Raw genomic sequence first — 21887 nt, 5'->3', positions numbered from 1 at the left:
ATATTATATGGCATTGGATTTTATAAAGAATCTTTTTGGAAAAAAGGATAATGAAAATTATGATATAAACCAGCAAGAAGATTTTATGAATTATCCACCAGGAGGACCAGGAAATTATCCTCCAGGTCCATATCCAAATGAACCATTATTACCACCTCCACCACCAGTTCAAAATCAAAATGTATTCCAACAAAATCAATTCCCAGGACAATTAAATCCTCAAGCATATTTACCAAACTTTCCACAAAATTATGGATATAATAATCAATATCAAAATTTTGATTATAATGCAATACAAATGCTAAGTACAAAGTTAGATACAATTGCAACAAAGTTAGATAATATAATTGCTCTATTAAATAATTTACTCCAATATTTTCAATATTATAGGCGTTAATGAATTTATATCAAATTTTTTATCAATATTTTATATATCCAGTAATAGGATATCAATATCAATATAATATATATAATACATTTTTATATGGATTATTATTTGTTATAGGTTTTATTCTCTTTTATTATCTATTTGTAAAAAATAAAAAAGTAATTATTGATAGATATTTTTTATTAGATCTAATTATCTTAACTTTAATATTTATTATTCCAAGAGTAAATATTGATCTCGGTTATACAATAAAAACATATTTATTATTTACACCTCTATTAGAACTATGGATTTTAATATCTTTTTTACCAGTTCTATTTTTATACAAATATAGAAAATATTACTTATATATATTATTGGCAATTTTAATATTGGAAATTCCCCTTTTTATTTTTGGAAGACCAATAAATTTATTACCATTTTTAATATTCATTTTATTATTTTCTATTTTAATTTATTTATCATATAAGGAAAAATTATTTTATTTATCAATATTTGGAGAAATATATGAGATTATTTTTTCAATTATCTCAATATATTATTTTAATTTACAATCTGAACATCAGTTATTAAATATCATTATCTTTCAATATAATAATCCTTTATTATTTTATGGATTAAAATTATCTTTAACATTATTTATTGCCCTTTATACAAAATATTATTTAAAGGATGATCTAGGAAATGTAATATATTTAATGTTATTTTATTTGGGATTTCTACCAGGTTTAAGAAATAGTCTTATAGATATATTAATATGAAATATAGGGAAATATGGAAAGTATATGGAAAGGTATTTGATAAAAATACACTATACTATTTAGATAAATTGTATAAAGATCATTATATTGAGGATGATTTAACATTAATATCTGAAGGTAAAGAGGCAATTGTTGTAAGGTCTGGAAAATTTGCAATAAAGATATATAAAATAATGTCAATAAGCTATAAAGAACAAGTAAATTATTTAAAAGCAGATCCTAGAATATATAAATTTCCAAGGACAAAGATTGGGATAATATATACATGGGTAAAAAAAGAATATATGAATTTAAGAAAAATGTATAAAAATTTGGTAAGAGTCCCCATTCCATACCTATATAAGGGAAATATATTGGTAATGGAATATATAGGTTATGAAAATGGGCCATTATTATTGCATGATAGTTATAATTCAATTGAAAATAAGGAAGGATTATTTTTCGATATATTAGATCAATATAAAAAAATATATAATAAAGCCAAATTAATTCATGGGGATTTTTCAGAATATAATATAATTATATTTAATAATGTTCCATATATAATAGATGTATCTCAATCAATACCAATTGATTCTCCATATTCTGAAGAATTTCTCAATAGAGATTTAAATAATATATTAAATATATCAAAGAAATTGAACTTAAATTATGATATGAAATATATAAGAGAGTACATTGGTATTTAAAAATTATTCATAATTTTCTATATAATGGATGTTGAAGAACTTGAATTACAAATGTTAATAGAAGAATTAAGTAAATATAATGGTAGAGCTACAGAACTAATTTCATACTATATACCAGCTGGATATGATTTAACAAAGGTTTTAGACCATTTAAGTTATGAATATTCAACTGCACAAAACATTAAAGATAAAAATACTAGGCAGCATGTAATGGATGCATTGGCAAAAATTATAAATTATCTAAAAGGATTAAAAAAACTTCCCGATAACGGTTTAGTAGTATTCTGTGGAAATATTTCAAACAAACCTGGAGATGTTGATATAAGGTTATGGGCAATAGAACCTCCAGACAAATTAAATATTAGATTATATAGATGTGATTCTAGGTTTTTATTAGATCCGTTAAAAGAACTAATATTACCAAAACAAATATATGGATTGATTGTTTTAGATAGGGGAGAAGCTTCTATAGGAGTATTAAAAGGTAATCAACTAATAATATTAGAAAATAAACAATCATGGGTTCCTGGTAAAATAAGGGCAGGAGGACAATCTTCTGTAAGGTTTCAAAGATTAATAGAACAAGATGTTCATTTATGGTTAAAATATTTAGCAGATGAAGTTAGAAACTATTTTGAAAAAGATTTAGATAAATTGGTTGGTATTTTAGTAGGAGGACCTGGATTGCTTAAAGAACAATTTGTTAATGGAGATTATTTACCATATCATCTTAAACAAAAAATTTTGGGTGTATATGATACAGCATATTCGAATGAATATGGATTAAAAGAATTATTGGAAAGAGCAAAAGATATATTAGAAAAAACAGAATATGTAAGAGAAATAGAATTAGTAAAATTATTTTTTGAACATCTTGGAAAAGGTACTGGTTTGGTGGTTTATGGATTTGATGATGTAAAAAGAGCATTAGAAATTGGTGCAGTAGATACAATATTAATATCCGAAGATTATAAAGATAAAATTAAGGAATTAATGGATTTAATGAAACAAACAAATGCAAAAGTTGAAATAATATCAAAAAATCATCCTGAAGGGGAACAATTTTCAAACTTTAAAATAGGTGCAATATTAAGATTTAAAATATGATAGATTATAATAAAATATTATCTAAAATAAAACCATCTGAAGAAGAAAAAAAGAAAGTATATAATATAATAAATGAATTTTTTGATATATTAAGATCAAATAATTTAGAACCATTTTTGGGAGGATCTTTTGCAAAGGATACATGGATAAAAAATGATTTTGATGTGGATACTTTCTTATTATTTAAAGATGATAAAAATATATCTAATATTGTTGAAAATGTATTAAAGAAAGAGAATTTAGATTATATAAGGATAAGGGGTTCTAGGGATTATTTTAAAGTAAGTTATAAAGGTTTAATATTCGAATTAGTCCCAATATTAAAGATAAATGATATAAAGGAAGCTAAAAATACTACAGATCTTTCTCCATTTCATGTTAAATATGTAATAAGCAAATTAGATGAAAAAATGAAGGATGAAGTTAGATTACTAAAATTATTTACAAAAAATATAAACGTTTATGGGGCTGAATCTTATGTTAGAGGATTTTCTGGATATGCACTAGAACTAATATTAATAAATTATGGATCTTTTGAAAATACAATAAAAAATGTATCTAATTGGAGACCAAAAGTAATAATAGATTTAGAAAAATATTATAAAAACTATGATGAAATAAAGAAAAATTTATCTAAAGATAAAATAAAATCTCCAATAATAATAATTGATCCAACTGATAAATATAGAAATGTTGCGGCTTCAGTTTCTTTACAAAAATTTTCAGAATTTATATATTATTCTAGGATATTTTTATTATCAGAGGATAAAGAAAAATTCTTCTTTAATAAAATATATATGAATTATGATGAAATAAAAAGATTGGCTGAAAAATATAATGTAAATACGATATATTTAAAAATTGAAGGAGATTCAAACAATAAAGATATAAAAAATAGTAAAGCTTTATCATTGTTTAATAATATTAAAAAGTGGATAAATAATATTGGATTCAAAATTTTCAATTATTATTATTTTTTCGATGAAAATTATTTATATGGTTATATATTATATTATCCGGATAAATTACCAGAATATGAAATAAGAGAGGGTCCATTGTTATGGGAAGAAAAAAATTATAATAGATTTTATGAGAAACATAAGAATGAAGAACTAATAATTAGAAATGGAAAAATATATGCAGTTACAAAGAGAAAAATAAATGATATATATAAAGCATTAGAATTTATAATAAATAATTATAAAAATAGTATTAGGAAAAAAGTTAAGTATTTATATATTAAGATAGGGGAAAAAGAAATTGAAATTAAGTATTAGTTATATTTTTAAAAAATAATAAAAAAATTTTTATATGAGTAAAATTTCTACTGGAATATATCCTATAGATAAATTATTAGATGGAGGAATCGAAACAGATATTATTACATCATTTTATGGTCCTTCCGCATCTGGAAAAACAAATATTGCAATAATAACTTCTTATAATGTTTCTAGATTGGGAAAAAAGGTAATATATATAGATACTGAAGGTGGTTTTTCTCTTGAAAGATTAAAACAAATTGCAAAAGAGGATTTTGAGAATGTAATGAAAAATATATTATTATATAAGCCTGTAAATTTTTCTGAACAAAAAAAGGCAATATATTTAACATATGATTATGTAAAAAAGAATTCTAATGATATTGGATTAATTGTTGTAGATTCTATATCAATGCTATATAGATTGGAGAGGGGTGATAGTAATGTAAATGAAGTAAATATAGAACTTGCAAAGCAATTACAAATATTTTCAGAAATTTCTAGGAAATATAATATACCAGTTCTAGTTATAAATCAGGTATATTCATTGTTTGATAATAGGGATACAATCGGAATCGTTGGAGGTGATTTAATAAAATATTGGTCAAAATGTTTGGTTGAATTGAGAATTTTAGATAATGGAATTAGAGAAGCAATATTAAGAAAGCATAGATATTTGCCAGAGGGAATATCTGTAAAATTTAAAATAGTAAATGACGGAATTATTGAATATAAAGAAGTCTAAGAATTAAATTTTTTTATTATTTCTTCAGCTTCTTCTTTTGATAATTTATGAGTATTCCAATTAAATATATTTTTATATCCATTTTCATTATATTGTGGTATTATATGTATATGTGCATGAAATACCGCTTGTCCAGCCTTTTTTCCATTATTTACTATTATATTATAGTCCTTCGATATTTTTTCCTCAAATAATTTTAAGAACTTTGTAAAACTCTCATAGAAATTTTTAATATATTCATTATCAATATTTGATATTCTCTCAAAATGCTTTTTTGGTACAAATAATGTATGTCCTTTATTTATTGGATTTATATCTAAAAATGCTATAGAGTATTCATCTTCATATAATATATATGAAGGTATTTCTTTATTTATTATCTTACAAAATATGCATTCCTCCATAAAAATTTAATATATAAAAATTTTATATGTTTAATATTTCTTCTAATACTCTTTTTATATCTTCACTATCTGCTACGTATTTAAATTTACTAAATACATTTGAAAAAATAACCTTTTTATCATTGTTATTTAAAGATTTTATATATTCTTCAATTTCCTTCCTTAATTCTTCTCTATTTCTTTTATATAAATTATTTTCTCTTATTATATCTTCAATATCCTTATTATATTTAATATAATGATAATATATTATTGGAATTGCATTTTTTACAATTTTTTTATCTTTTAAATAATCTTTTATTTTATATATAAAATCTAAATCAAATTTTTCTATTTTTTCTTTAAATAAATTTTCAGTATCTCCAATCATTTGAAAAAATAAATAATATACAGTATTTGGATCTATATCAAAAGATATTTTTATTATATCATATATATATTCACTCCATATTATATTTTCAATTTGTTTTTCATTATATCCAAAAGATTTTAACATTTGTTTAATAAATTCTGGATCAATAGTATTTAACATTGTTTTACCTTCATTTAACAATTTAATATATAAATCTCTATCAAATTTTTTTAAATAATATATATCAAATGTTTCTTTAATATCTCCATAATTTATATTATATCTTATTATATTATATTCATTATCTTCAATAATATCCTTGTTAATATATATATAAGGATGATCTGTTTCTGGATACATTCTTTCAGAACCTGGTTGAGGTCTTAAAAAAGATGTTGTTCCATCTTCATTTGCTTGTCTAGTATCCCTTGGTACTCTTTTAATTGATTCGTTTATTCTATTTATTATTAAACTAAAAACTTTCTTTGCTACTTCATAATCTTTTGATATTAATAATATGAAAGCATCTTCATCTGAGCAGTTTAACATTCTTTTAACATTTTTAACTTCCTCTTCAGATATTCCATAGTTTGGTAACTCATCAGAATGTAATATTCCTTTTAACCCAAATTTTTTTGCAATATCAGAAAGTTCAGTTCCTATTCTTCTATTTGGTGATATTTCAAATCCAATCATTCCCTTCATTTTATCAAGTTTTATTCCATATACTCTTGCTCCATTATCTATATTCGTTTTAACTAGTTTTGATTTTGTTTCCTTAAATATTTCGGTTAAATCATATATCTTAACCTTAAATATCATTAAATATAAATTTAAATAAAAAATAAAAAATTATTTTTTACCCTTTGCTCTTGATGCTTTTCCTTTCTTTGTAACCTTTGAAGAATATTTATCTAATAATATCTGTAAATTATGTATTATATTTTCCAATTCTATTATTCTGAAATTTTCCTTTTCAGTTAATAATGATCCACATTCTTTACATATAAAATCATTTTCATATGCTTCATCGAAGGTATATGCACTTCCACATTCATTACAATAATATAATGTTTTTGGTGTATTTTTAATTTCTTCATTAATTCTATCAATCTCTTTATTAATCAATAAGCTAAATAATTTTTCTTTATCTTGTATTCTATTTCCCCATCTAAAATCAAATTTTCCATTATTATTTATTATGCTTATTGGATATACTATATTATTTTCTTCTAATATATATAATAGTTTCCTAATTTCTTCTTCCTTTATCTTTAATTGTTTCTTTATTTCTTTTTCTGTAAATTCCTTTTTATCCGCTATATATTCTAATATTTTTAAATAGTTTTCATTGAGCAAGTAGCTCATAATACCTATAAGGTTTTTTGACATTTATAAGCATTATTGATTAACACCATGTTAATCATATTTAATATAACGTTAATGAATATCTATCTTAAAATTTATAAATATTAACTTCATGTTAAATGACGTTAACAAAATGTTAATATATAAACCTGGCAAAATTGTTTTGTATAATATTTGATAATTCTTCTAGATTTATTTTTCTTATATCTGAAATTAATTTATAAAGATCTTTTAACATATCTGGATGAAGTATAATACCTTTATAATTGTATGGACCATCAGATTCTGTTATTATATTTTTCATATTTGTAATTTCTATATATTTTCTATATTTTTCATTTACTATTGTTGCAACATTTATTCCTATAAAATATCCTTTATCGATTATCTCTTCCAATAATTTTTCATCCCCGCTATACCAATGAAAATATGCCTTTTTAATGTCATACTTTATTAAAAGATCGTATACTTCATTTGAAGCATTTGGAGTATGAAGATTTAAATTTAAATCATATTCTTTTGCTAAATTTAGGAATTTTTCAAAAATTTCTTTCTGTTTTTCAAATGTTTCTGGCTTAAATTTTTTATCCAATCCAATTTCTCCAAGTATTTTTATTTTATTATCCTTTATTATATCTTCTATTATTTTAAATGTATTTTCATTTACTTTGTCTATATTCCATGGATGAATTCCTATTGCAGGTATTACATTTTCGTTTAATTGAGATAAAACCAAATTCTTTAATGAGGACTCTAAATCTTCAGATACTGATAATATTATTATATCTTTATTTTTTAATATTCTTTTAGTTTCTATTTCGTTAAATTTATATAGATGACAATGAGAATCTATATACTTCATGTTATATTTAATTGTTTATTTTGATAATATATATTAATTATTGAACAATTATCATCCAATACTATATAATTACTATTATTGCATAAATTCAAATTATTATCTGATACTTCACAACCCCAATTATATGCATTCGGATAAGAAATCCAAGATTGATATAATATTGAATTTTCCGATACTAGACAAGTATTGCTTAAGTTATTTATAGATAAATTGTACTTTGCATATATACATAGAGCTTGACAATATTGTGCAATCTGAGATATTTGATATAATTGATTCTGATTTAAATTCTGGTTATTATTTATTGGATATAATAATGGAGCAATTATGAATCCTAATGCTAATAATATTAATAGTATTATTCCAACTATTATGGTTTCCTTCTTATCCATCAATAAAATTTATTAAAAAGGATTAAAAAATTTAAGGTTTTTTAATTGAATCTCTTAAAGATTTTAATTCTTCTACTGTTTCTTTTAATTCTTTTGTAGATTCAGATATGGCGGGTATCATTGTTCTTATCAATCTGTGTAATGCTTGTATTTCTGTTGTTGCCTCTTGCATTCCCTTATCATATTCTTCTAATTTCTTAGTTGCTAGATTATTTATTTCAGTTATTCTATTGTCTAATTTATCAATTTGTTCTTGCATTTTATTAATAAGATATTCTACTTTCTCTTTCCATATTTTTATTTGTGATAATTCATCATGTAATTCATTCAATTTATCTCTTAATATTTCATTTATTGTATTGTTTATATATTGTTCGAGTCTATCATCTATAGCAAAACCACCTGGTCCAAATTCTGGTTGGCTTTGAATTTGTTGTTGGGATGGTATAAATTGATTTGGACTCGAAGTTGGTTGTGGAGGTAAATTCCATGGCTGATTAAATTGACCTGGAGTATTTTGTTGTAATGGTATTTGCTGATTTGTTTGACCAAAAGAAAAATTCTGATAATTATTTGATATGGGATTAATATTATTACTTTGCTGAAATTGATTGAATAACTCATTATTTTGTGGTATTAAATTATTAAAGTCCTGAAATAGGTTGTCTAAATTCTGTTGATTATCGTGATCTTTATTACCTTTCTTACTAAATAGACCAAGTAAGCTTCTCATAATTCTTAATAAAAATATTGAATATTATAAATTTAACTTTTCTGATTGTATAAGTTACCAAAGTATTCCATAATTTTTTCTTTTATTAATTTATCCAGTTCTTTCTTAGTAACAAAATCAAATGGATTTATATAATCTAGAATGGAATTTATAATTTTTAATTGATCTGTAGTAGCAAAATTTGATAACTGATCCATTATTGCTTTTATTTTTATTTCTATATCATTTATTTCTTGTTTTATATCATTTATTTCTTTCTTAATATTTTCTATCTCTAATTTAAAATCATCTAAAGAAGTTCTAGTAGTTACATCCATAGTTTGTAATATATTATTGAATATTGAAATTTTCTCTTCTAAATATTTTAATCTTCTAAGTGTCTCTGGATCATTCATAGTAAAACTATTATATTTTAATATATATTAATCTTTATATGCTAAATAATTTACAATATGAAATTAAAATGAATGGAAAAGAAAGAGTATTATATGTAAATGCTAAAAATTATAATAATATTGCTACAATTGAAGATGATCCAAATATAATGGAATATATATTAAATATATTGTCTATAGATCCATTTGTAAATACTATAATAATTGAGCAAGATGAAAATATAGAATATTATGAAGATAGTATAAAAGTATTAAATAGTTTTCTTGATGTATATCTTTCTATTAAAAATAATATATCAGAATATTATAGGTATTTATTGACTGGAAATCCATTATATTCAGAAATAAAAACTATAATAGATTATTTGGATAAGGAATATTTGAAAGATCCAATCGGTACATATATATTTATAAGAAGAATGAAAAGAAAATTGATGTCAATATTAAAAAATAATAAGGATTTAGAAAATCAAATATCAAATTTAATATCATTAATAGATAATTTTTTAATAAAATTTGAATCATTACCAATATATAAATATATTAAACCATTTCTAATTGGATATCAAATTGGAAATAGGGAAATATATAGAAGAATATTATTGGGAGATATAAAACCAAAATTTATAGATACAAAATATATAAATAAAATTTCAGAAAGTTATAATATTGTAGATTCTTATAGATTGGATAAAAATACAGAAGTTTTTATATTAAAAAATCCTGAAGAAACAGTTTTTAGATATTATATATTTCCAGAAGAATATAAAATATTCTCTGAAGAAACATTTTTATCCCATAAGGCAATAGAAATTTTACAAGAATATGAACCTAGAAAGGAAGATTATCTAGATGTAGAAAGATTAAGAGAAATATATAATAATATACTAAATAATATATTAGCGAAATTAATGTCTATATATAATATAAATATAGATAAAAGTAGGTTGGAATTAATTAAAAGTATAATAATTAGATATACAATTGGTTTTGGAATAATAGAAAAGATAGTTTTGGATGAAAATTTAGAGGATTTATTTATAAACCCACCAGCGGGTATAACTCCAATATATTTACAGCATTCCAAATATGAAATGTGTGTTACAAATGTAACTCCAACTAGGAGGGAAGTAGAATCATGGGCCACAAAATTGAGATTAATATCTGGAAGACCCTTTGATGAAGCAAATCCTGTTTTAGATACAGATTTAGTAATTGGAAATAATATATTATTAAGAGTTGCAGCATTATCTCCACCATTATCTCCCTTTGGATTATCATATATAATTAGAAGACATAGAAGTAAACCATGGACCTTACCTTTATTTATAGATAATAAAATGCTAAATTATCAGGCTGCAGGTTTATTATCTTTTTTAGTTGCAAATGGAAGGACAATTTTAATTGCTGGTACAAGGGGAAGTGGTAAAACATCATTATTAACAGCTTTAATGTTAGAAATACCTAAAAAAGTTAGGATAGTAACTGTAGAGGACACTTTAGAAATACCTACAGAATTTTTCAGATCAATAGGATATAATATAGTTCCTATGAAAGTTAGGAGCCCATTTTCACTAAAATCTGCAGAATTATCTGCTGAGGAAGGTTTGAGAGTATCTTTAAGAATGGGAGATAGTGCTATAATTGTTGGAGAAGTTAGATCAAAGGAAGCTTTAACATTGTATGAAGCTATGAGAGTTGGTGCTGTAGCGAATGCAGTAATGGGTACTTTACATGCAGAAAGTCCTTACGGAGTATATGATAGAGTTGTAAATGATTTGGGAGTTCCAAAAACATCATTTAAAGCTACAGATATAATAGTAATTGTAAATCCAATTAAAGAACCTTCGGGTTTAAAAAGATATAGAAGGGTATTAAGGATAACTGAAGTAAGAAAATTATGGGATCAGGATCCATTAAGAGAAAAAGGTTTTGTTGATTTAATGGTTTATGATGCAGAAAAGGATAATTTAGAACCAACATTAGAATTAATAAATGGAGATTCTGATATATTAAAGGCTGTTGCATCTAGAATAAGATATTTGTCAAAATCTTGGGAAAGGATATGGAATATGATAGAAACAATAGGTTTGTCAAAAAAGATATTAGTAGATATAGCAAGAGAAAAAAATAGGAAAGATATTTTAGAAGCAGATTTTGTTTCTGCATATAATGAAGTGTTTTATCAATATGTAGACAAAAGTATTAAAGAATATAATGAAATTGTAAAAGAATATATATTAGATAATATGAAGAAATGGATATATCAGAAGTTGAGTTAAATAGATTAGATACTCAGAATTTAGAAGGCAAATTAAAATTATATAAATATTTTTATTTTGGTAATAAATTAAAATATTATGAAAAAATTGTTAAAACATTTGGAAATATAATAAAAATTAAATCAAATAATAATAAAAAAAGAAATTTTGAAAAAATAAATAAAGAATTATTTTTAGATGTAAATATTGATCAAATAGATTCGACAGCAATATTTTTTCTACTATTGTTTATCTTTATAGGAATAATTTCAACACTAATAATATCTCCCTTATACTTCTTATTATTTACTTCTCTTGGTTTATTATCATATATATTGGTAGATTATTATTACATTATTTTATACAATAATTTAAATACGAAGAAGAAATCTCAATTAGTAAGTTTATTATTATTGTTAGCTATTAAATTAAGACAAAATCCAAATGTAGAACAAGCTATGCTATTTGCTGCAAAAAATATTAACTTACCATTAAAATTAGATTTGTTAAGATTGTTAAGAGATATATATAATAGAAAATATGTTTCTGCATCGGAAGCTTTAATAGAGTATTCAAGATCTTGGGAAAAAAATGCAAAATTCTTTTATACCGGTATTATGCTTATATTAAGTGCTTTATATGATCCAGATAAGGATAGAAGAAATTTCCAGATAGATAAATCTATAGAAGAGGCTTTAGAAGAATTGGTAAATGAACTATATGAATTTTCTAGAGAAATAAGATCTACAATAAATCTTGTATCTATGTTGGGTATAACTTTACCAGTTATGCTATTAACAGTATTTCCCCTTGCATCAATATTCTTAGAAAATATATTTAGTCCTCTTGTTTTATTTATATTATTTGATATTTTAATACCCGTTTTAGCATTTTATTCAATTAACTATTCAATTTCCTCAAAAATTGTTAATGTTTTTTCAAATGATGATATATATCTATTTTATTATTTAAAGAGAGAAGATCTAACAAATAAATTAATATCAATAGCAAGTGGACTTTCAGTAAGTATATTATTATTTTTCATAATCTTTTTTGTAATATTTCAATATTTGTATAAATTTGATGTTTCAGGAATATTATTATCAGAATTTTTAGTATTTTTGATGGGTTTATCTGTTTCATTAATTGCTTTTATTTATTATTCACATTATAAAGATTTATATAAAAATTTAGAAAAAATAGCGACAGATTTACCACCATTTTTATTATCTTTAAGTTCAGCATTAAATGAAGGTTATCCAGTTGAAAAGGCTATGATATATGTTTACCCTAAATATAAAGGTAGTCCAATTGGAGATTTTATATCAAAAGTATATCAAAATTTAAGGGCGGGTTTATCGTTTTATGATTCAATATTTGATATGAGATACGGAGCTCTATCCAAAATTCCATCATCTCAATTGAGAGCTACAATGGAATTATTATATGAAGCCAGCGGTCAATCTCCTTCAGAAGCTGCTGTTATAACCAGTATAATTGCAAAATATTTTTTATTAATGTCAAAAGTAAAAGAGAGAATTAAAGATCTTGTAGCAGAAGATTTATCTCAATTAAAATCTTTATTAAGAATTTTAGCTCCAATTATTTTAGGAATAGTGGGTGCAGTCAGTGTAATGATTATAGAAATTTTATATAAATTATCTTTTCAATTTAGTCAAATATCCAATTTAGCTTCATCTAATTCTAATTTTTCTCAATATATAAATTCATTACCAAACGTTATATTTAATATATTTAACTTAAATTCTCTTACTTCCCCAGCTACAATGATAATTATAATTGGAATATTTAATTTGGCAATAGCTTTTGTAATTATATATGCAATTAATAGTATAGAAAATAGTGGAGATAAATTGGGATTCTATTACTATTTATACAAATATTATATAATGAATATAACAATATTCTTTATATTCTCTACATTATCTTCAATAGGATTATATATATTCATACAGGGAATATTAAATATTAACTACTTTGTCTAAATTTTTAATTAAAATATCAATTGTTATGCCATTTATACTATTATCTATTATATCATCAATCATTCTTGGACATGCAGAAAAAATCCAGAAATCTATATATGGGAAATTCAATAATTGTAAAGTATCAATTGTATCTCCAATAAATAAGTACACATTTTTTCCAGATTTTTCCAATTTATCTTTAACCTTTAATGTTTCTAAATAATAATATTGTCCAGGTTTTATAGATAATATTATTCCAATATTCTTTGAATTTTTTATTTTATTTAATAAAAATTCTATAATTTTATCGAAATTATAATCTGGTTCATAAACTTTTATTTCTCCATATATAGGGTCATAAACAATTACCTTTTTCTTTAATTTTCTTATAATATTTTCTGCATGAAATTTTCCATTTCCAATTAATAATACCGTATCTATATCATTTATATTTGCAGGTTCTGAATAACATCCCAAAACATTTATCCCATATAATCCCTCTTTTAATATTATTTCATAATCATTCTTTAATATTTCATATATTTTTTTAGCATATTCAGAATATTGTGTTAAAGATACAAGGGCAAATTTTTTTGGTAAATATTTTTTCAATTCATCCAAATTTTTAATTTCTTTCAATTTATATTTTGTTGGTATATTTATTATATCCATCAAACTTATAATTTAAAAAATAAATAAAAATCTAATGATAGATGTTATAAATGCAAAAAAACTTGCAGAAAAATACAAGAAATTATATGGAAAATCTATAATATTAAAAAAGGATATAAATGGTTATACTCCTCCATCAAATTTAATTAGTCCAATCAATTATCCAAAACTATCTTTAGGTATATTGACATCTTATAATGAAAAAATAGAATTATATGATAATCCAATATATTGGGCAAAGAATAATATAGATGTTGAAGAAATTATAAAGAGTAGAATAAGTTTAATAAATGCAAAGAAAGTTGTAGATGCAAATTTACCAAGAAAAAATGATAAATTATATAATGAAGTTTTAGATTCGATGTTATCAGTTAAATCAATAAATTTGGAAATATATTTTAATAAAATAAGTGAAAATATGAGAATTTCTAAGATAATTGGTTTATATGGATATTCTGGAATAATAGATAAAATAAAAATAAATGAAAATCCAAAAATACCAAAAGAAATATATAAAGTAGAAGAAATGAAGGCTGAAGATTCCATATACTATTTATATAAATCTGGAATGTCCGATTATTATTTATCAAGATTGTTTTCAATGGGATTTTTTGGATATAAGATAAATAGAAAATTGGTTCCTAGTAAGTGGGCAATAACTGCAGTTCATGAAATCTTAGAGAGAAAAATAAAGGAAGAAATAAAAGATTATTCTAAAATTAATGATAAATATTATTTATTCTATTATTCTTTATATGGAAATGATTTTTATGGAGTATTTTTTCCAGGTAATGGAAATTGTGAATTAATAGAAACATTAATACCAGGTTCTATATATAATTTAAACTCTAAATATAGTATAATTGGTAGAGATGATGAATCTGGGGGTTATAGTGCTCTAAAATTATCTTTTGCAGAATTTATGAGAAATTATAAAATGGTTGGAAATTTGGTTGTATTTAGATTTGTAACAAGAGAATATAAAGTTCCTTTGGGTGTTTGGGTTGTTAGAGAAGGGACAAAGTATATGCTAAATAATTTAGTAGAAAAATTCAATAATTATAATGAACTAATATCATATTTAAATAATAAATTTATGAATAAATATAATGTTTCTGTATATAAATTGAAAAAATATAGCAATTTATTAAAGCAGAAATCAATTTTTAATTTTATTTAAATAATATTTTGTTATTTTATCCCCATAATAATGTATATTTTCTATTATTTTCCCTTTCTCCATCTTTATAGCATCATTACTATCATATAATGCTCTTCCAATTGCCAATAATTTATTATCTTCAGATATTATTAATATTATTTCATCTTTTTTAAAATCCGAAAATTCAATTATTCCGGGTCTAAATACATCTGCACCATTTAATATTTTTTCTTTTGCTCCAATATTTACTTTAATATAATTCATATTTGTTTCACATTCATTTATCAAAAATATTGTTGGATATATTTTATTATCTTTTATAAATGCTATTGGAATATTATTATATATGTAAATATTATTTTCTTCATCTAAAAAAATGTTTTCGTTTTTTAATTTTTCACATTCTATTTTATAATTGTTTTTTAATATCTCAATTAAATTTTTTCTTGATTTTTTATCTAAACTTTTCATAGAAATATATATAAGTATTTAATTTAAAAATTAATAATGGTTAACTTTGATTACAAAACGCCAAATTTGTTGGAAATAATATTGCTGGTAGGATTTTTTATTAATATGATATTAGGATATCTTTTATTATTTAAGAGCATAGAACTACCACTTGGATTGCAAAGTTCAGCTGCTGTAGTTATAGCATCTTTATTTACATGGTTAGGAGTGTTATGGTTATCTATAATTGCAATATTAATAGAATATACTAGAAAGGATATAATAGAATTAAAGGAAAAGCTTGAAAAGAAGAAATAATTATATTTTTAATTTTAATTCAATAATATCTTTATCTTCTAATTTATAATTTAATCCAGCTCTTATAACTTTATTTTCTCTAATTATCTTTGCATATCTAAATTTATCTATCCATTTTTTATTTATTTTTTCAATAAAATCTTTTACAGTAGATTCTTTATTTAATATTACACAATGATCAGAATCTACTGGTTTTATCCTTATTAAATCTAAATCTTTAATTATATTTTCCAATATTTCTTGTAAATTTACATCTTTAAAATCATCAAATTTATTATATATTATTTTATATTTATTATTTAGAATTGTACTAAATTCAATTATTCCTTCAGAAAATTTATTTATTCTTTCCAATTGTTCTTTTATATCTCTTTTTTCATCTAATATTAATATATAGTAATCAGATAATGATAAAATTGATCTAAATTTTCTTTCAAATGTAGATGGAATTTCAACAAATTGATAATATACACAATTATAAAATATAGTACCAATTGCGGGGTTTATTGTAGAAAAGGGTATTTCACTTACTTCAACATTTGCATTTGTAAATTTCCTTAAAAAATAACTTTTTCCAGAATTTTCTATTCCCAATATACCTATTAAAATATCACCAGATTTTTCTATTAATTTTATACTACCTCCACCTTTTTTATATTTACCCTCTTCAATTATCTTTTCATATTCAGATATTTTTTTATTTATCCATGCAATTAAATGTTCAGATCCTTTATGTTTTGGGGCAGTTCTTAACATTTCATATAAATATTTTAATTTTTCTTCAGGAGTTTTAGCATTTTCATATTTTTCTTTGGCAGCATAAAATTCTGCCCCAGCATTTGTTACCATATTATATGTAATCTCCTATTTGAATAAAAAATTACTGGTATATGTAATTTCTTTAATATCATCCTTAAATTTTTATCTAATGTACAAACAATGAATTTATCGGATAATGCAGTTTTTATTATAAGTCTATCTGTTTTTTCATAATTTTCCTTTGTCTCTATAATATTTATATTATTCTTTTTTATATATTCTAATACTAGATTATATATCTTTTTCCACTTTTCTGATTTTGAACTATTTATCTTATTTTCAATTTCAATAATATTTTTTCTTAATGTATAAAAACCTTCATGTTCAATATTATTTTTCATTAAAAAATCCTTTAATTCATTTATTACATCAAAGTTTTCATAAAAGGGGATAAAAAATATGTTTGTATCAATTAATATTTTATATTTCATAATAGTTTACCAATTGCAAATATCTTCCATCTTTTATTAATATTTCTCAATATTATTACTTTATCATCTTTATATCCTAAAACTGGTTTATTTAATTTTATAGTAATTATATTTCCTTTTTCTATGTTTTTTACAATTCCATCAGAAATTATATTATATAACCCTACAATTACTGTTTCACCCTTTTGAATTTTCTCATTTTCATTAAACAATTCTTTTATTACATCATACTTTACCTTTATTTCATCATATTGTGGAGGTAATTTATTTGTATATCCTGCAATTTGACCTGCTAATGTATCATCTTTTGTAACTGAAGGATCTAAAGTTGTTCCAATTCCAGCAGTTCCCCTTGGTAATATTTCTTCTATATCATGATTACCTTGTTTTAATGAAACTATTTTTGTTTTTATAGGAATCCACTTATTATTAATAAATAATCCTGGCCTTATTTCTATTTCATCATTTAATTTTAACTTACCCTTTAGTAAACTTCCTCCCAAAACTCCTCCAACCAATTTTTCTATATCTGTACCAGGTTTATTTACATCAAAAGATCTTGATATTAAAAATATTGGATCTGAATTTTCGTCTTTTTCAGGTTTTGGTAAATTAACCAATTCTTCTAGTAAATAATTTATATTTACATTATTTATTGCGGATATTGGGATAATTTTTACTTTATTTTTATCAATATTTAATTTATCTAGTAAATTTAATATTTCTTGATAATTTTTCATTGCTTCCTCTTTTGTTACTAGATCAATTTTATTTTGCACAATTATTAATGGTTTATTTCCCAAATATTTAAATGCTACTAAATGTTCTAATGTTTGTGGCTGTGGTACTGGTTCATTAGCGGCAATAACTAATATAGCAGCATCAACAATCGCAGCACCAGTTAACATTACCATTAATAAACTTTCATGTCCAGGTGCATCTACAATAGATATTTTTCTAATTGGTTTATTTTCTTTATTACATATTGGACATATTTTTTCTGTAAAATATCCATGTTCTTCACATTTATATATTGTAAAATCTGCATATCCTAATTTTATTGTTAATCCTCTTTTTATTTCTTCAGAATGTTTAGATAACCATTGACCCGTTAATGATTTTGCCAATGTTGTTTTTCCATGATCAACATGTCCTAATATTATTATCGATAGATCAGGATATATTATATCATCCATTCACTTATTTTTAATAAAAAAGTTAAAAAATAATAATTTTTATATAAATCTATATATTGTTTTATTTCCTTGATCTAATAAATCTATACCAATTTTTCTAAGTTCTTCCCTTATTTTATCGGATAATTCATAATTTTTATTCTTTCTTAATTCATTTCTAACATCTATTATTATATTTAGTAAAATATTTGTTAAATTTTCTTTACTTTCTTTTCCATAAAATATATCTTCCCATAATCCATAAATCCTTGAAGCAATATTATAGAAATTATATGAAGTAATATATAATGTAAATGTTTCAGATCCAATAACATTTTTATTTATATAATTTGTCGCTTCTAATAATATTCTTGTAGCCTCTCTTGTATTAAAATCATCCTTTATACTATTTATAAATTCTTTTTCATAATTTAATAATTCTTTCCATATTTTTATTTTATTATCATCTAAATAAAATGTTCTATCCAAACTATTTATTTCATTTACAATTGTTTTGATTGTTGAAGTTATATATCTATAATTTTCTTTTGCTTGGTTTATACTTTCTTCATTTATATCAATTGGTTCTCTATAATGATAAGATCCAATATAAAATCTTGTAATATCTTCTCCATATTTATCTAAAAATTCTTTTGCAGGTATTATATTTCCCAAACTCTTACTCATTTTTTCTCCTTTAATTTTTATAAATCCAAAGTGTAACCAATATTTTACCCAAGGATGTGTATTAAATCTAGCTTCCGATTGTGCAATTTCATTTTCATGATGTGGAAATATTAAATCCTGACCTCCTGAATGTATATCAAATTGTGGGCCCAAATATTTTGATGACATTGTAGAACATTCAATATGCCAACCAGGTCTTCCCTCTCCAATTTCTGTATTCCAATATGGCTCATCTTCTTTTTTAAATTTCCATAATGCAAAATCATATGGATGTTTTTTATCTTCTAAGAATTCTGTTTCTTGTTCCCATTGTTCTTTTTTTGTTCCAGACAATTGTCCATAATATGGATATTTATCTATATCATAATATATACTATATTTTCCTTTGTATGCATATCCTTTATTTATTAAATCTTTTATAAAGTCTACAATATCATTAATATGTGTTGTAACCCTTGGATTTATATAAAATGGTAAATTATTTAATCTTTTTATTTGTTCTAAATGATATTTTATATATTCTTCAGGTATTTTTTGCCAATCATTTAATAAATTTAACTCTCTTGCCCTTTTTATTATTTTATCATCTATATCTGTAAAATTGCTAATTGCTATATCTATATATCCAAAATATCTGAATATTCTTCTTATAATATCTAAAGAAATTTCTGACCTTAAATGACCTATATGTGATGTATCGTATGGTGTTATCCCACAATGATATATTTTTACAAAAGGATATTCTATTGGCTCGAATATTTCTTTTTTCTTCGTTAGCGTATTATATATATAAATTACACCGATTGGCATCCATTTCAAATAATTATAAAAATATATTTAAAAAGATATTTTGAATATTATAAAAATGAATAATATTTTTAAGGATATGATAAAAAGCAAAATTGGAATTATTTTAATTATAACATTTTTTATAATTGGTTATTTTTATATTAAATCAATATATTTAGGTTTGTTATTAGCATCAATTTATATAAAAATTCTTGCATGCTTATATGTAATTTTATTTTCTTTAAATTTTGCTTTAATTTCTTTTATGATAATTAATTATAGGAAATTTTATGCAGGAAATATTTTATCTTTTATTTCTGCAATATTTGGTTTTGCTGGATTTCAGGCATGTTTGGTTGGATGTAGTACAGGTTACTTTGCTATTATAGTTGCAACACTTGCCCCAATATTAGGGTTAAATATATTTGAATTTGGAGAAATTCTATTAATTGTCAGTGATATTTTATTTATGGTTAATTTAATATTTTTGTTAGGATTAAATAAAAGAAAAGATATTAAAAAGTTAAAGATTTCAAAAAATAATAAAGAAGATTCATACTGTCGTTGATAATGCTAATATTATATATTTCTCCAAAATTTAATTAATTTAATATATAAAAAGGATTTTATGTTACAATTATTTATTTGTTTGTAAATATGATTTCTTATATTTTAAAATTTTAGAAGATATAAAATAAAATACGCGGCGGTGCCCGAGAGGCCAAAGGGGGTCGGTTGAGGTCCGATTGGATAAGATCCGCCAGGGGTTCAAATCCCCTCCGCCGCATTTAAAATTATATTCTTTATAATTCAGAATATTGGAAATTACTTTAGATTGTTATAAAAAAATTATCATTATCTTTTCAATAAATTTTTATTTTTCATAGTATTTATTTAGTTTATGATAGTAATTGTTGTAGGAGTACCAGGTGTTGGAAAAACTTCAGTAATTAATGAAGCTAGAAAATATTTAAAATACGAATTTAAAGTTGTAAATACTGGAGATATCATGTTTGAATTAGCAAAAGAAAAATATAATATAAATAACAGAGATGAAATAAGAAAGAAATTAACATTCGAACAACAAAAAGAAATACAAAAGGAAGCAATTAAGAGAATAAAAGAAATGGAAAAGGAAAGTGATATAATTTTGGATACACACTTAGTAATAGAATCATATGAAGGATATATTCCAGGTATGTTAAGAGAGTATGCAGAAATTTTAAGACCAGATGGAATTGCAGTAATAATATCAGATCCAGATAAAATTTTTGTTAGAAGATTAAAAGATATTCAAATAAGAGGAAGGGATATAGAAAATTTAAAAAGAATTGAAATTCAGCAAAATTTGACAATATATTTTACTACAATATTTATGTTTGAATATGGAACAATAGTAGAAGTAATAAATAATGAAGAAGGATTATTAGAAGAAGCTGCAAAAAAATTTGCAGAATTTTTAAATAAATTAAAGGAAAGTAGATTAAATAAATAATTATATTTTTTATAATTTAGTTATAGATTATATTTAACTTTACAATATTTTATATTATATTAGTTTTGTACTAATATTAGTAAGATAAAATTGAATATTAATGGACCCGCGGGGATTCGAACCCCGGAAGGATCTCTCCAATCGGACCTGAACCGATCCCCTTTGTCCACTCGGGCACGGGTCCA

25 protein-coding genes and 2 tRNA genes are annotated in these 21887 nt (G+C 22.7%); 13 read left to right on the top strand and 14 right to left on the bottom strand.

The features are described from left to right. The first annotated feature begins 7 nt into the window (after positions 1-7). From DDW03_RS00820 to radB, 6 genes are read left to right on the top strand one after another with little or no spacing between them, the layout of a single operon-like run. Positions 8-397: a hypothetical protein gene (locus DDW03_RS00820; protein ID WP_228615174.1), complete on the top strand. Its 390-nt coding sequence runs from the start codon at positions 8-10 to the stop codon at positions 395-397. Next, positions 397-1149 carry a DUF63 family protein gene (locus DDW03_RS00815; RefSeq protein ID WP_228615173.1) on the top strand — a complete coding sequence of 251 codons (753 nt, stop codon included), beginning with the start codon at positions 397-399 and terminating at the stop codon, positions 1147-1149. The genes DDW03_RS00820 and DDW03_RS00815 overlap by 1 nt, the downstream gene beginning before the upstream one ends. Beyond that, the gene (locus DDW03_RS00810) at positions 1146-1838 is read left to right on the top strand and encodes an RIO1 family regulatory kinase/ATPase domain-containing protein (RefSeq protein ID WP_228615172.1); all 693 of its coding nucleotides are present in this window, start codon (positions 1146-1148) and stop codon (positions 1836-1838) included. Before DDW03_RS00815 ends, DDW03_RS00810 begins: the two co-directional genes overlap by 4 nt. 24 nt (positions 1839-1862) lie before the next feature. Then, positions 1863-2945, top strand: a complete 1083-nt coding sequence (prf1, locus tag DDW03_RS00805) for a peptide chain release factor aRF-1 (RefSeq protein WP_228615171.1) — start codon at positions 1863-1865, stop codon at positions 2943-2945. Continuing rightward, positions 2942-4222 carry a CCA tRNA nucleotidyltransferase gene (cca, locus tag DDW03_RS00800; protein ID WP_228615170.1) on the top strand — a complete coding sequence of 427 codons (1281 nt, stop codon included), beginning with the start codon at positions 2942-2944 and terminating at the stop codon, positions 4220-4222. The genes prf1 and cca overlap by 4 nt, the downstream gene beginning before the upstream one ends. Positions 4223-4256: 34 nt before the next feature. Then, positions 4257-4949 (top strand): DNA repair and recombination protein RadB, encoded by a 693-nt coding sequence (radB, locus tag DDW03_RS00795; RefSeq protein WP_228615169.1) that lies wholly within the window; start codon positions 4257-4259, stop codon positions 4947-4949. Here radB and DDW03_RS00790 read toward each other — a convergent pair. The 7 genes from DDW03_RS00790 to DDW03_RS00760 form a co-directional block, all read right to left on the bottom strand. Beyond that, positions 4946-5353, bottom strand: a complete 408-nt coding sequence (locus DDW03_RS00790; RefSeq protein WP_228615168.1) for an HIT family protein — start codon at positions 5351-5353, stop codon at positions 4946-4948. The two genes, radB and DDW03_RS00790, sit on opposite strands and share 4 nt — an antisense overlap. Positions 5354-5375: 22 nt before the next feature. Beyond that, on the bottom strand, positions 5376-6527 hold the full coding sequence (locus tag DDW03_RS00785; protein ID WP_228615167.1) for a GAD domain-containing protein: 1152 nt from the start codon (positions 6525-6527) through the stop codon (positions 5376-5378). A gap of 30 nt (positions 6528-6557) precedes the next feature. Then, a complete protein-coding gene (locus tag DDW03_RS00780) occupies positions 6558-7073 on the bottom strand; it encodes a transcription initiation factor IIE subunit alpha family protein (protein ID WP_228615166.1) in 516 nt (171 codons plus the stop codon). Positions 7074-7209: 136 nt separating this feature from the next. Continuing rightward, a complete protein-coding gene (locus tag DDW03_RS00775) occupies positions 7210-7935 on the bottom strand; it encodes a TatD family hydrolase (RefSeq protein WP_228615165.1) in 726 nt (241 codons plus the stop codon). Further along, positions 7932-8327 (bottom strand): hypothetical protein, encoded by a 396-nt coding sequence (locus DDW03_RS00770; RefSeq protein ID WP_228615164.1) that lies wholly within the window; start codon positions 8325-8327, stop codon positions 7932-7934. Before DDW03_RS00770 ends, DDW03_RS00775 begins: the two co-directional genes overlap by 4 nt. 31 nt (positions 8328-8358) lie before the next feature. Continuing rightward, positions 8359-9060 carry a hypothetical protein gene (locus DDW03_RS00765; RefSeq protein WP_228615163.1) on the bottom strand — a complete coding sequence of 234 codons (702 nt, stop codon included), beginning with the start codon at positions 9058-9060 and terminating at the stop codon, positions 8359-8361. Between the two features lie 32 nt (positions 9061-9092). Beyond that, a complete protein-coding gene (locus DDW03_RS00760; protein ID WP_228615162.1) occupies positions 9093-9455 on the bottom strand; it encodes a hypothetical protein in 363 nt (120 codons plus the stop codon). A 38-nt stretch (positions 9456-9493) separates the two neighbouring features. Here DDW03_RS00760 and DDW03_RS00755 point away from each other — a divergent pair, with 38 nt between their 5' ends. Together DDW03_RS00755 and DDW03_RS00750 are read left to right on the top strand one after the other, a co-directional pair. After that, positions 9494-11737, top strand: a complete 2244-nt coding sequence (locus DDW03_RS00755; protein ID WP_228615161.1) for a type II/IV secretion system ATPase subunit — start codon at positions 9494-9496, stop codon at positions 11735-11737. Further along, complete coding sequence (locus DDW03_RS00750) at positions 11713-13722, top strand: type II secretion system F family protein (RefSeq protein WP_228615160.1); 2010 nt, start codon at positions 11713-11715, stop codon at positions 13720-13722. The genes DDW03_RS00755 and DDW03_RS00750 overlap by 25 nt, the downstream gene beginning before the upstream one ends. Here the strand turns inward: DDW03_RS00750 and DDW03_RS00745 are convergent. Further along, positions 13699-14376 (bottom strand): diphthamide synthesis protein, encoded by a 678-nt coding sequence (locus tag DDW03_RS00745; protein ID WP_228615159.1) that lies wholly within the window; start codon positions 14374-14376, stop codon positions 13699-13701. The two genes, DDW03_RS00750 and DDW03_RS00745, sit on opposite strands and share 24 nt — an antisense overlap. A 34-nt stretch (positions 14377-14410) precedes the next feature. On the opposite strand from DDW03_RS00745, the gene DDW03_RS00740 reads away from it, so the two are divergent. Then, positions 14411-15556 (top strand): hypothetical protein, encoded by a 1146-nt coding sequence (locus DDW03_RS00740; RefSeq protein WP_228615158.1) that lies wholly within the window; start codon positions 14411-14413, stop codon positions 15554-15556. Here DDW03_RS00740 and DDW03_RS00735 read toward each other — a convergent pair. Then, on the bottom strand, positions 15536-16009 hold the full coding sequence (locus tag DDW03_RS00735) for a DUF1947 domain-containing protein (RefSeq protein ID WP_228615157.1): 474 nt from the start codon (positions 16007-16009) through the stop codon (positions 15536-15538). The two genes, DDW03_RS00740 and DDW03_RS00735, sit on opposite strands and share 21 nt — an antisense overlap. A 36-nt stretch (positions 16010-16045) precedes the next feature. Here DDW03_RS00735 and DDW03_RS00730 point away from each other — a divergent pair, with 36 nt between their 5' ends. Next, positions 16046-16306: a hypothetical protein gene (locus DDW03_RS00730; protein WP_228615156.1), complete on the top strand. Its 261-nt coding sequence runs from the start codon at positions 16046-16048 to the stop codon at positions 16304-16306. On the opposite strand, the gene DDW03_RS00725 is transcribed toward DDW03_RS00730, so the two are convergent. Genes DDW03_RS00725 through cysS form a run of 4 tightly spaced genes read right to left on the bottom strand, consistent with a single transcriptional unit; the run spans position 16307 to position 20228 of the window. Continuing rightward, a complete protein-coding gene (locus tag DDW03_RS00725; RefSeq protein ID WP_228615155.1) occupies positions 16307-17155 on the bottom strand; it encodes a GTPase in 849 nt (282 codons plus the stop codon). Further along, positions 17149-17556 carry a PIN domain-containing protein gene (locus DDW03_RS00720; protein WP_228615154.1) on the bottom strand — a complete coding sequence of 136 codons (408 nt, stop codon included), beginning with the start codon at positions 17554-17556 and terminating at the stop codon, positions 17149-17151. The genes DDW03_RS00725 and DDW03_RS00720 overlap by 7 nt, the downstream gene beginning before the upstream one ends. Next, positions 17553-18752 (bottom strand): translation initiation factor IF-2 subunit gamma, encoded by a 1200-nt coding sequence (locus DDW03_RS00715; protein WP_228615153.1) that lies wholly within the window; start codon positions 18750-18752, stop codon positions 17553-17555. The genes DDW03_RS00720 and DDW03_RS00715 overlap by 4 nt, the downstream gene beginning before the upstream one ends. Positions 18753-18791: 39 nt before the next feature. Beyond that, a complete protein-coding gene (gene cysS / locus DDW03_RS00710; RefSeq protein WP_228615152.1) occupies positions 18792-20228 on the bottom strand; it encodes a cysteine--tRNA ligase in 1437 nt (478 codons plus the stop codon). Positions 20229-20283: 55 nt separating this feature from the next. On the opposite strand from cysS, the gene DDW03_RS00705 reads away from it, so the two are divergent. From DDW03_RS00705 to DDW03_RS00695, 3 genes are all read left to right on the top strand, one after another. Beyond that, positions 20284-20775, top strand: a complete 492-nt coding sequence (locus DDW03_RS00705; protein WP_228615151.1) for a hypothetical protein — start codon at positions 20284-20286, stop codon at positions 20773-20775. 135 nt (positions 20776-20910) lie between these two features. Further along, positions 20911-20994 (top strand) — tRNA-Leu (locus tag DDW03_RS00700). 114 nt (positions 20995-21108) lie between these two features. Then, the gene (locus tag DDW03_RS00695; protein ID WP_228615150.1) at positions 21109-21702 is read left to right on the top strand and encodes an adenylate kinase; all 594 of its coding nucleotides are present in this window, start codon (positions 21109-21111) and stop codon (positions 21700-21702) included. A gap of 101 nt (positions 21703-21803) precedes the next feature. On the opposite strand, the gene DDW03_RS00690 is transcribed toward DDW03_RS00695, so the two are convergent. Then, a tRNA-Leu gene (locus tag DDW03_RS00690) sits at positions 21804-21886 on the bottom strand. Position 21887: the final 1 nt, after the last annotated feature.

This window comes from Candidatus Nanobsidianus stetteri, from assembly GCF_003086415.1.
Taxonomy (GTDB): Archaea; Nanobdellota; Nanobdellia; order Nanobdellales; family Nanobdellaceae; genus Nanobdella; species Nanobdella stetteri_A.
The sequence above is the reverse complement of the archived record's forward strand: the minus strand, read 5'-3'. Positions and strand labels throughout refer to the sequence as shown.

Bases quoted from the DNA above. Each gene is read 5' to 3' on its own strand.
- cysS (WP_228615152.1), bottom strand. From the start codon at position 20,228: ATGCCAATCGGTGTAATTTATATATATAATACGCTAACGAAGAAAAAA.
- DDW03_RS00720 (WP_228615154.1), bottom strand. From the start codon at position 17,556: ATGAAATATAAAATATTAATTGATACAAACATATTTTTTATCCCCTTT.
- DDW03_RS00765 (WP_228615163.1), bottom strand. From the start codon at position 9,060: ATGAGAAGCTTACTTGGTCTATTTAGTAAGAAAGGTAATAAAGATCAC.
- DDW03_RS00730 (WP_228615156.1), top strand. From the start codon at position 16,046: ATGGTTAACTTTGATTACAAAACGCCAAATTTGTTGGAAATAATATTG.
- DDW03_RS00785 (WP_228615167.1), bottom strand. From the start codon at position 6,527: ATGATATTTAAGGTTAAGATATATGATTTAACCGAAATATTTAAGGAA.
- DDW03_RS00820 (WP_228615174.1), top strand. From the start codon at position 8: ATGGCATTGGATTTTATAAAGAATCTTTTTGGAAAAAAGGATAATGAA.
- DDW03_RS00770 (WP_228615164.1), bottom strand. From the start codon at position 8,327: ATGGATAAGAAGGAAACCATAATAGTTGGAATAATACTATTAATATTA.
- DDW03_RS00715 (WP_228615153.1), bottom strand. From the start codon at position 18,752: ATGGATGATATAATATATCCTGATCTATCGATAATAATATTAGGACAT.
- radB (WP_228615169.1), top strand. From the start codon at position 4,257: ATGAGTAAAATTTCTACTGGAATATATCCTATAGATAAATTATTAGAT.
- cca (WP_228615170.1), top strand. From the start codon at position 2,942: ATGATAGATTATAATAAAATATTATCTAAAATAAAACCATCTGAAGAA.
- DDW03_RS00740 (WP_228615158.1), top strand. From the start codon at position 14,411: ATGATAGATGTTATAAATGCAAAAAAACTTGCAGAAAAATACAAGAAA.
- DDW03_RS00780 (WP_228615166.1), bottom strand. From the start codon at position 7,073: ATGAGCTACTTGCTCAATGAAAACTATTTAAAAATATTAGAATATATA.
- DDW03_RS00735 (WP_228615157.1), bottom strand. From the start codon at position 16,009: ATGAAAAGTTTAGATAAAAAATCAAGAAAAAATTTAATTGAGATATTA.
- DDW03_RS00810 (WP_228615172.1), top strand. From the start codon at position 1,146: ATGAAATATAGGGAAATATGGAAAGTATATGGAAAGGTATTTGATAAA.
- DDW03_RS00790 (WP_228615168.1), bottom strand. From the start codon at position 5,353: ATGGAGGAATGCATATTTTGTAAGATAATAAATAAAGAAATACCTTCA.
- DDW03_RS00755 (WP_228615161.1), top strand. From the start codon at position 9,494: ATGCTAAATAATTTACAATATGAAATTAAAATGAATGGAAAAGAAAGA.
- DDW03_RS00815 (WP_228615173.1), top strand. From the start codon at position 397: ATGAATTTATATCAAATTTTTTATCAATATTTTATATATCCAGTAATA.
- DDW03_RS00760 (WP_228615162.1), bottom strand. From the start codon at position 9,455: ATGAATGATCCAGAGACACTTAGAAGATTAAAATATTTAGAAGAGAAA.
- prf1 (WP_228615171.1), top strand. From the start codon at position 1,863: ATGGATGTTGAAGAACTTGAATTACAAATGTTAATAGAAGAATTAAGT.
- DDW03_RS00745 (WP_228615159.1), bottom strand. From the start codon at position 14,376: ATGGATATAATAAATATACCAACAAAATATAAATTGAAAGAAATTAAA.
- DDW03_RS00705 (WP_228615151.1), top strand. From the start codon at position 20,284: ATGAATAATATTTTTAAGGATATGATAAAAAGCAAAATTGGAATTATT.
- DDW03_RS00695 (WP_228615150.1), top strand. From the start codon at position 21,109: ATGATAGTAATTGTTGTAGGAGTACCAGGTGTTGGAAAAACTTCAGTA.
- DDW03_RS00750 (WP_228615160.1), top strand. From the start codon at position 11,713: ATGGATATATCAGAAGTTGAGTTAAATAGATTAGATACTCAGAATTTA.
- DDW03_RS00725 (WP_228615155.1), bottom strand. From the start codon at position 17,155: ATGGTAACAAATGCTGGGGCAGAATTTTATGCTGCCAAAGAAAAATAT.
- DDW03_RS00775 (WP_228615165.1), bottom strand. From the start codon at position 7,935: ATGAAGTATATAGATTCTCATTGTCATCTATATAAATTTAACGAAATA.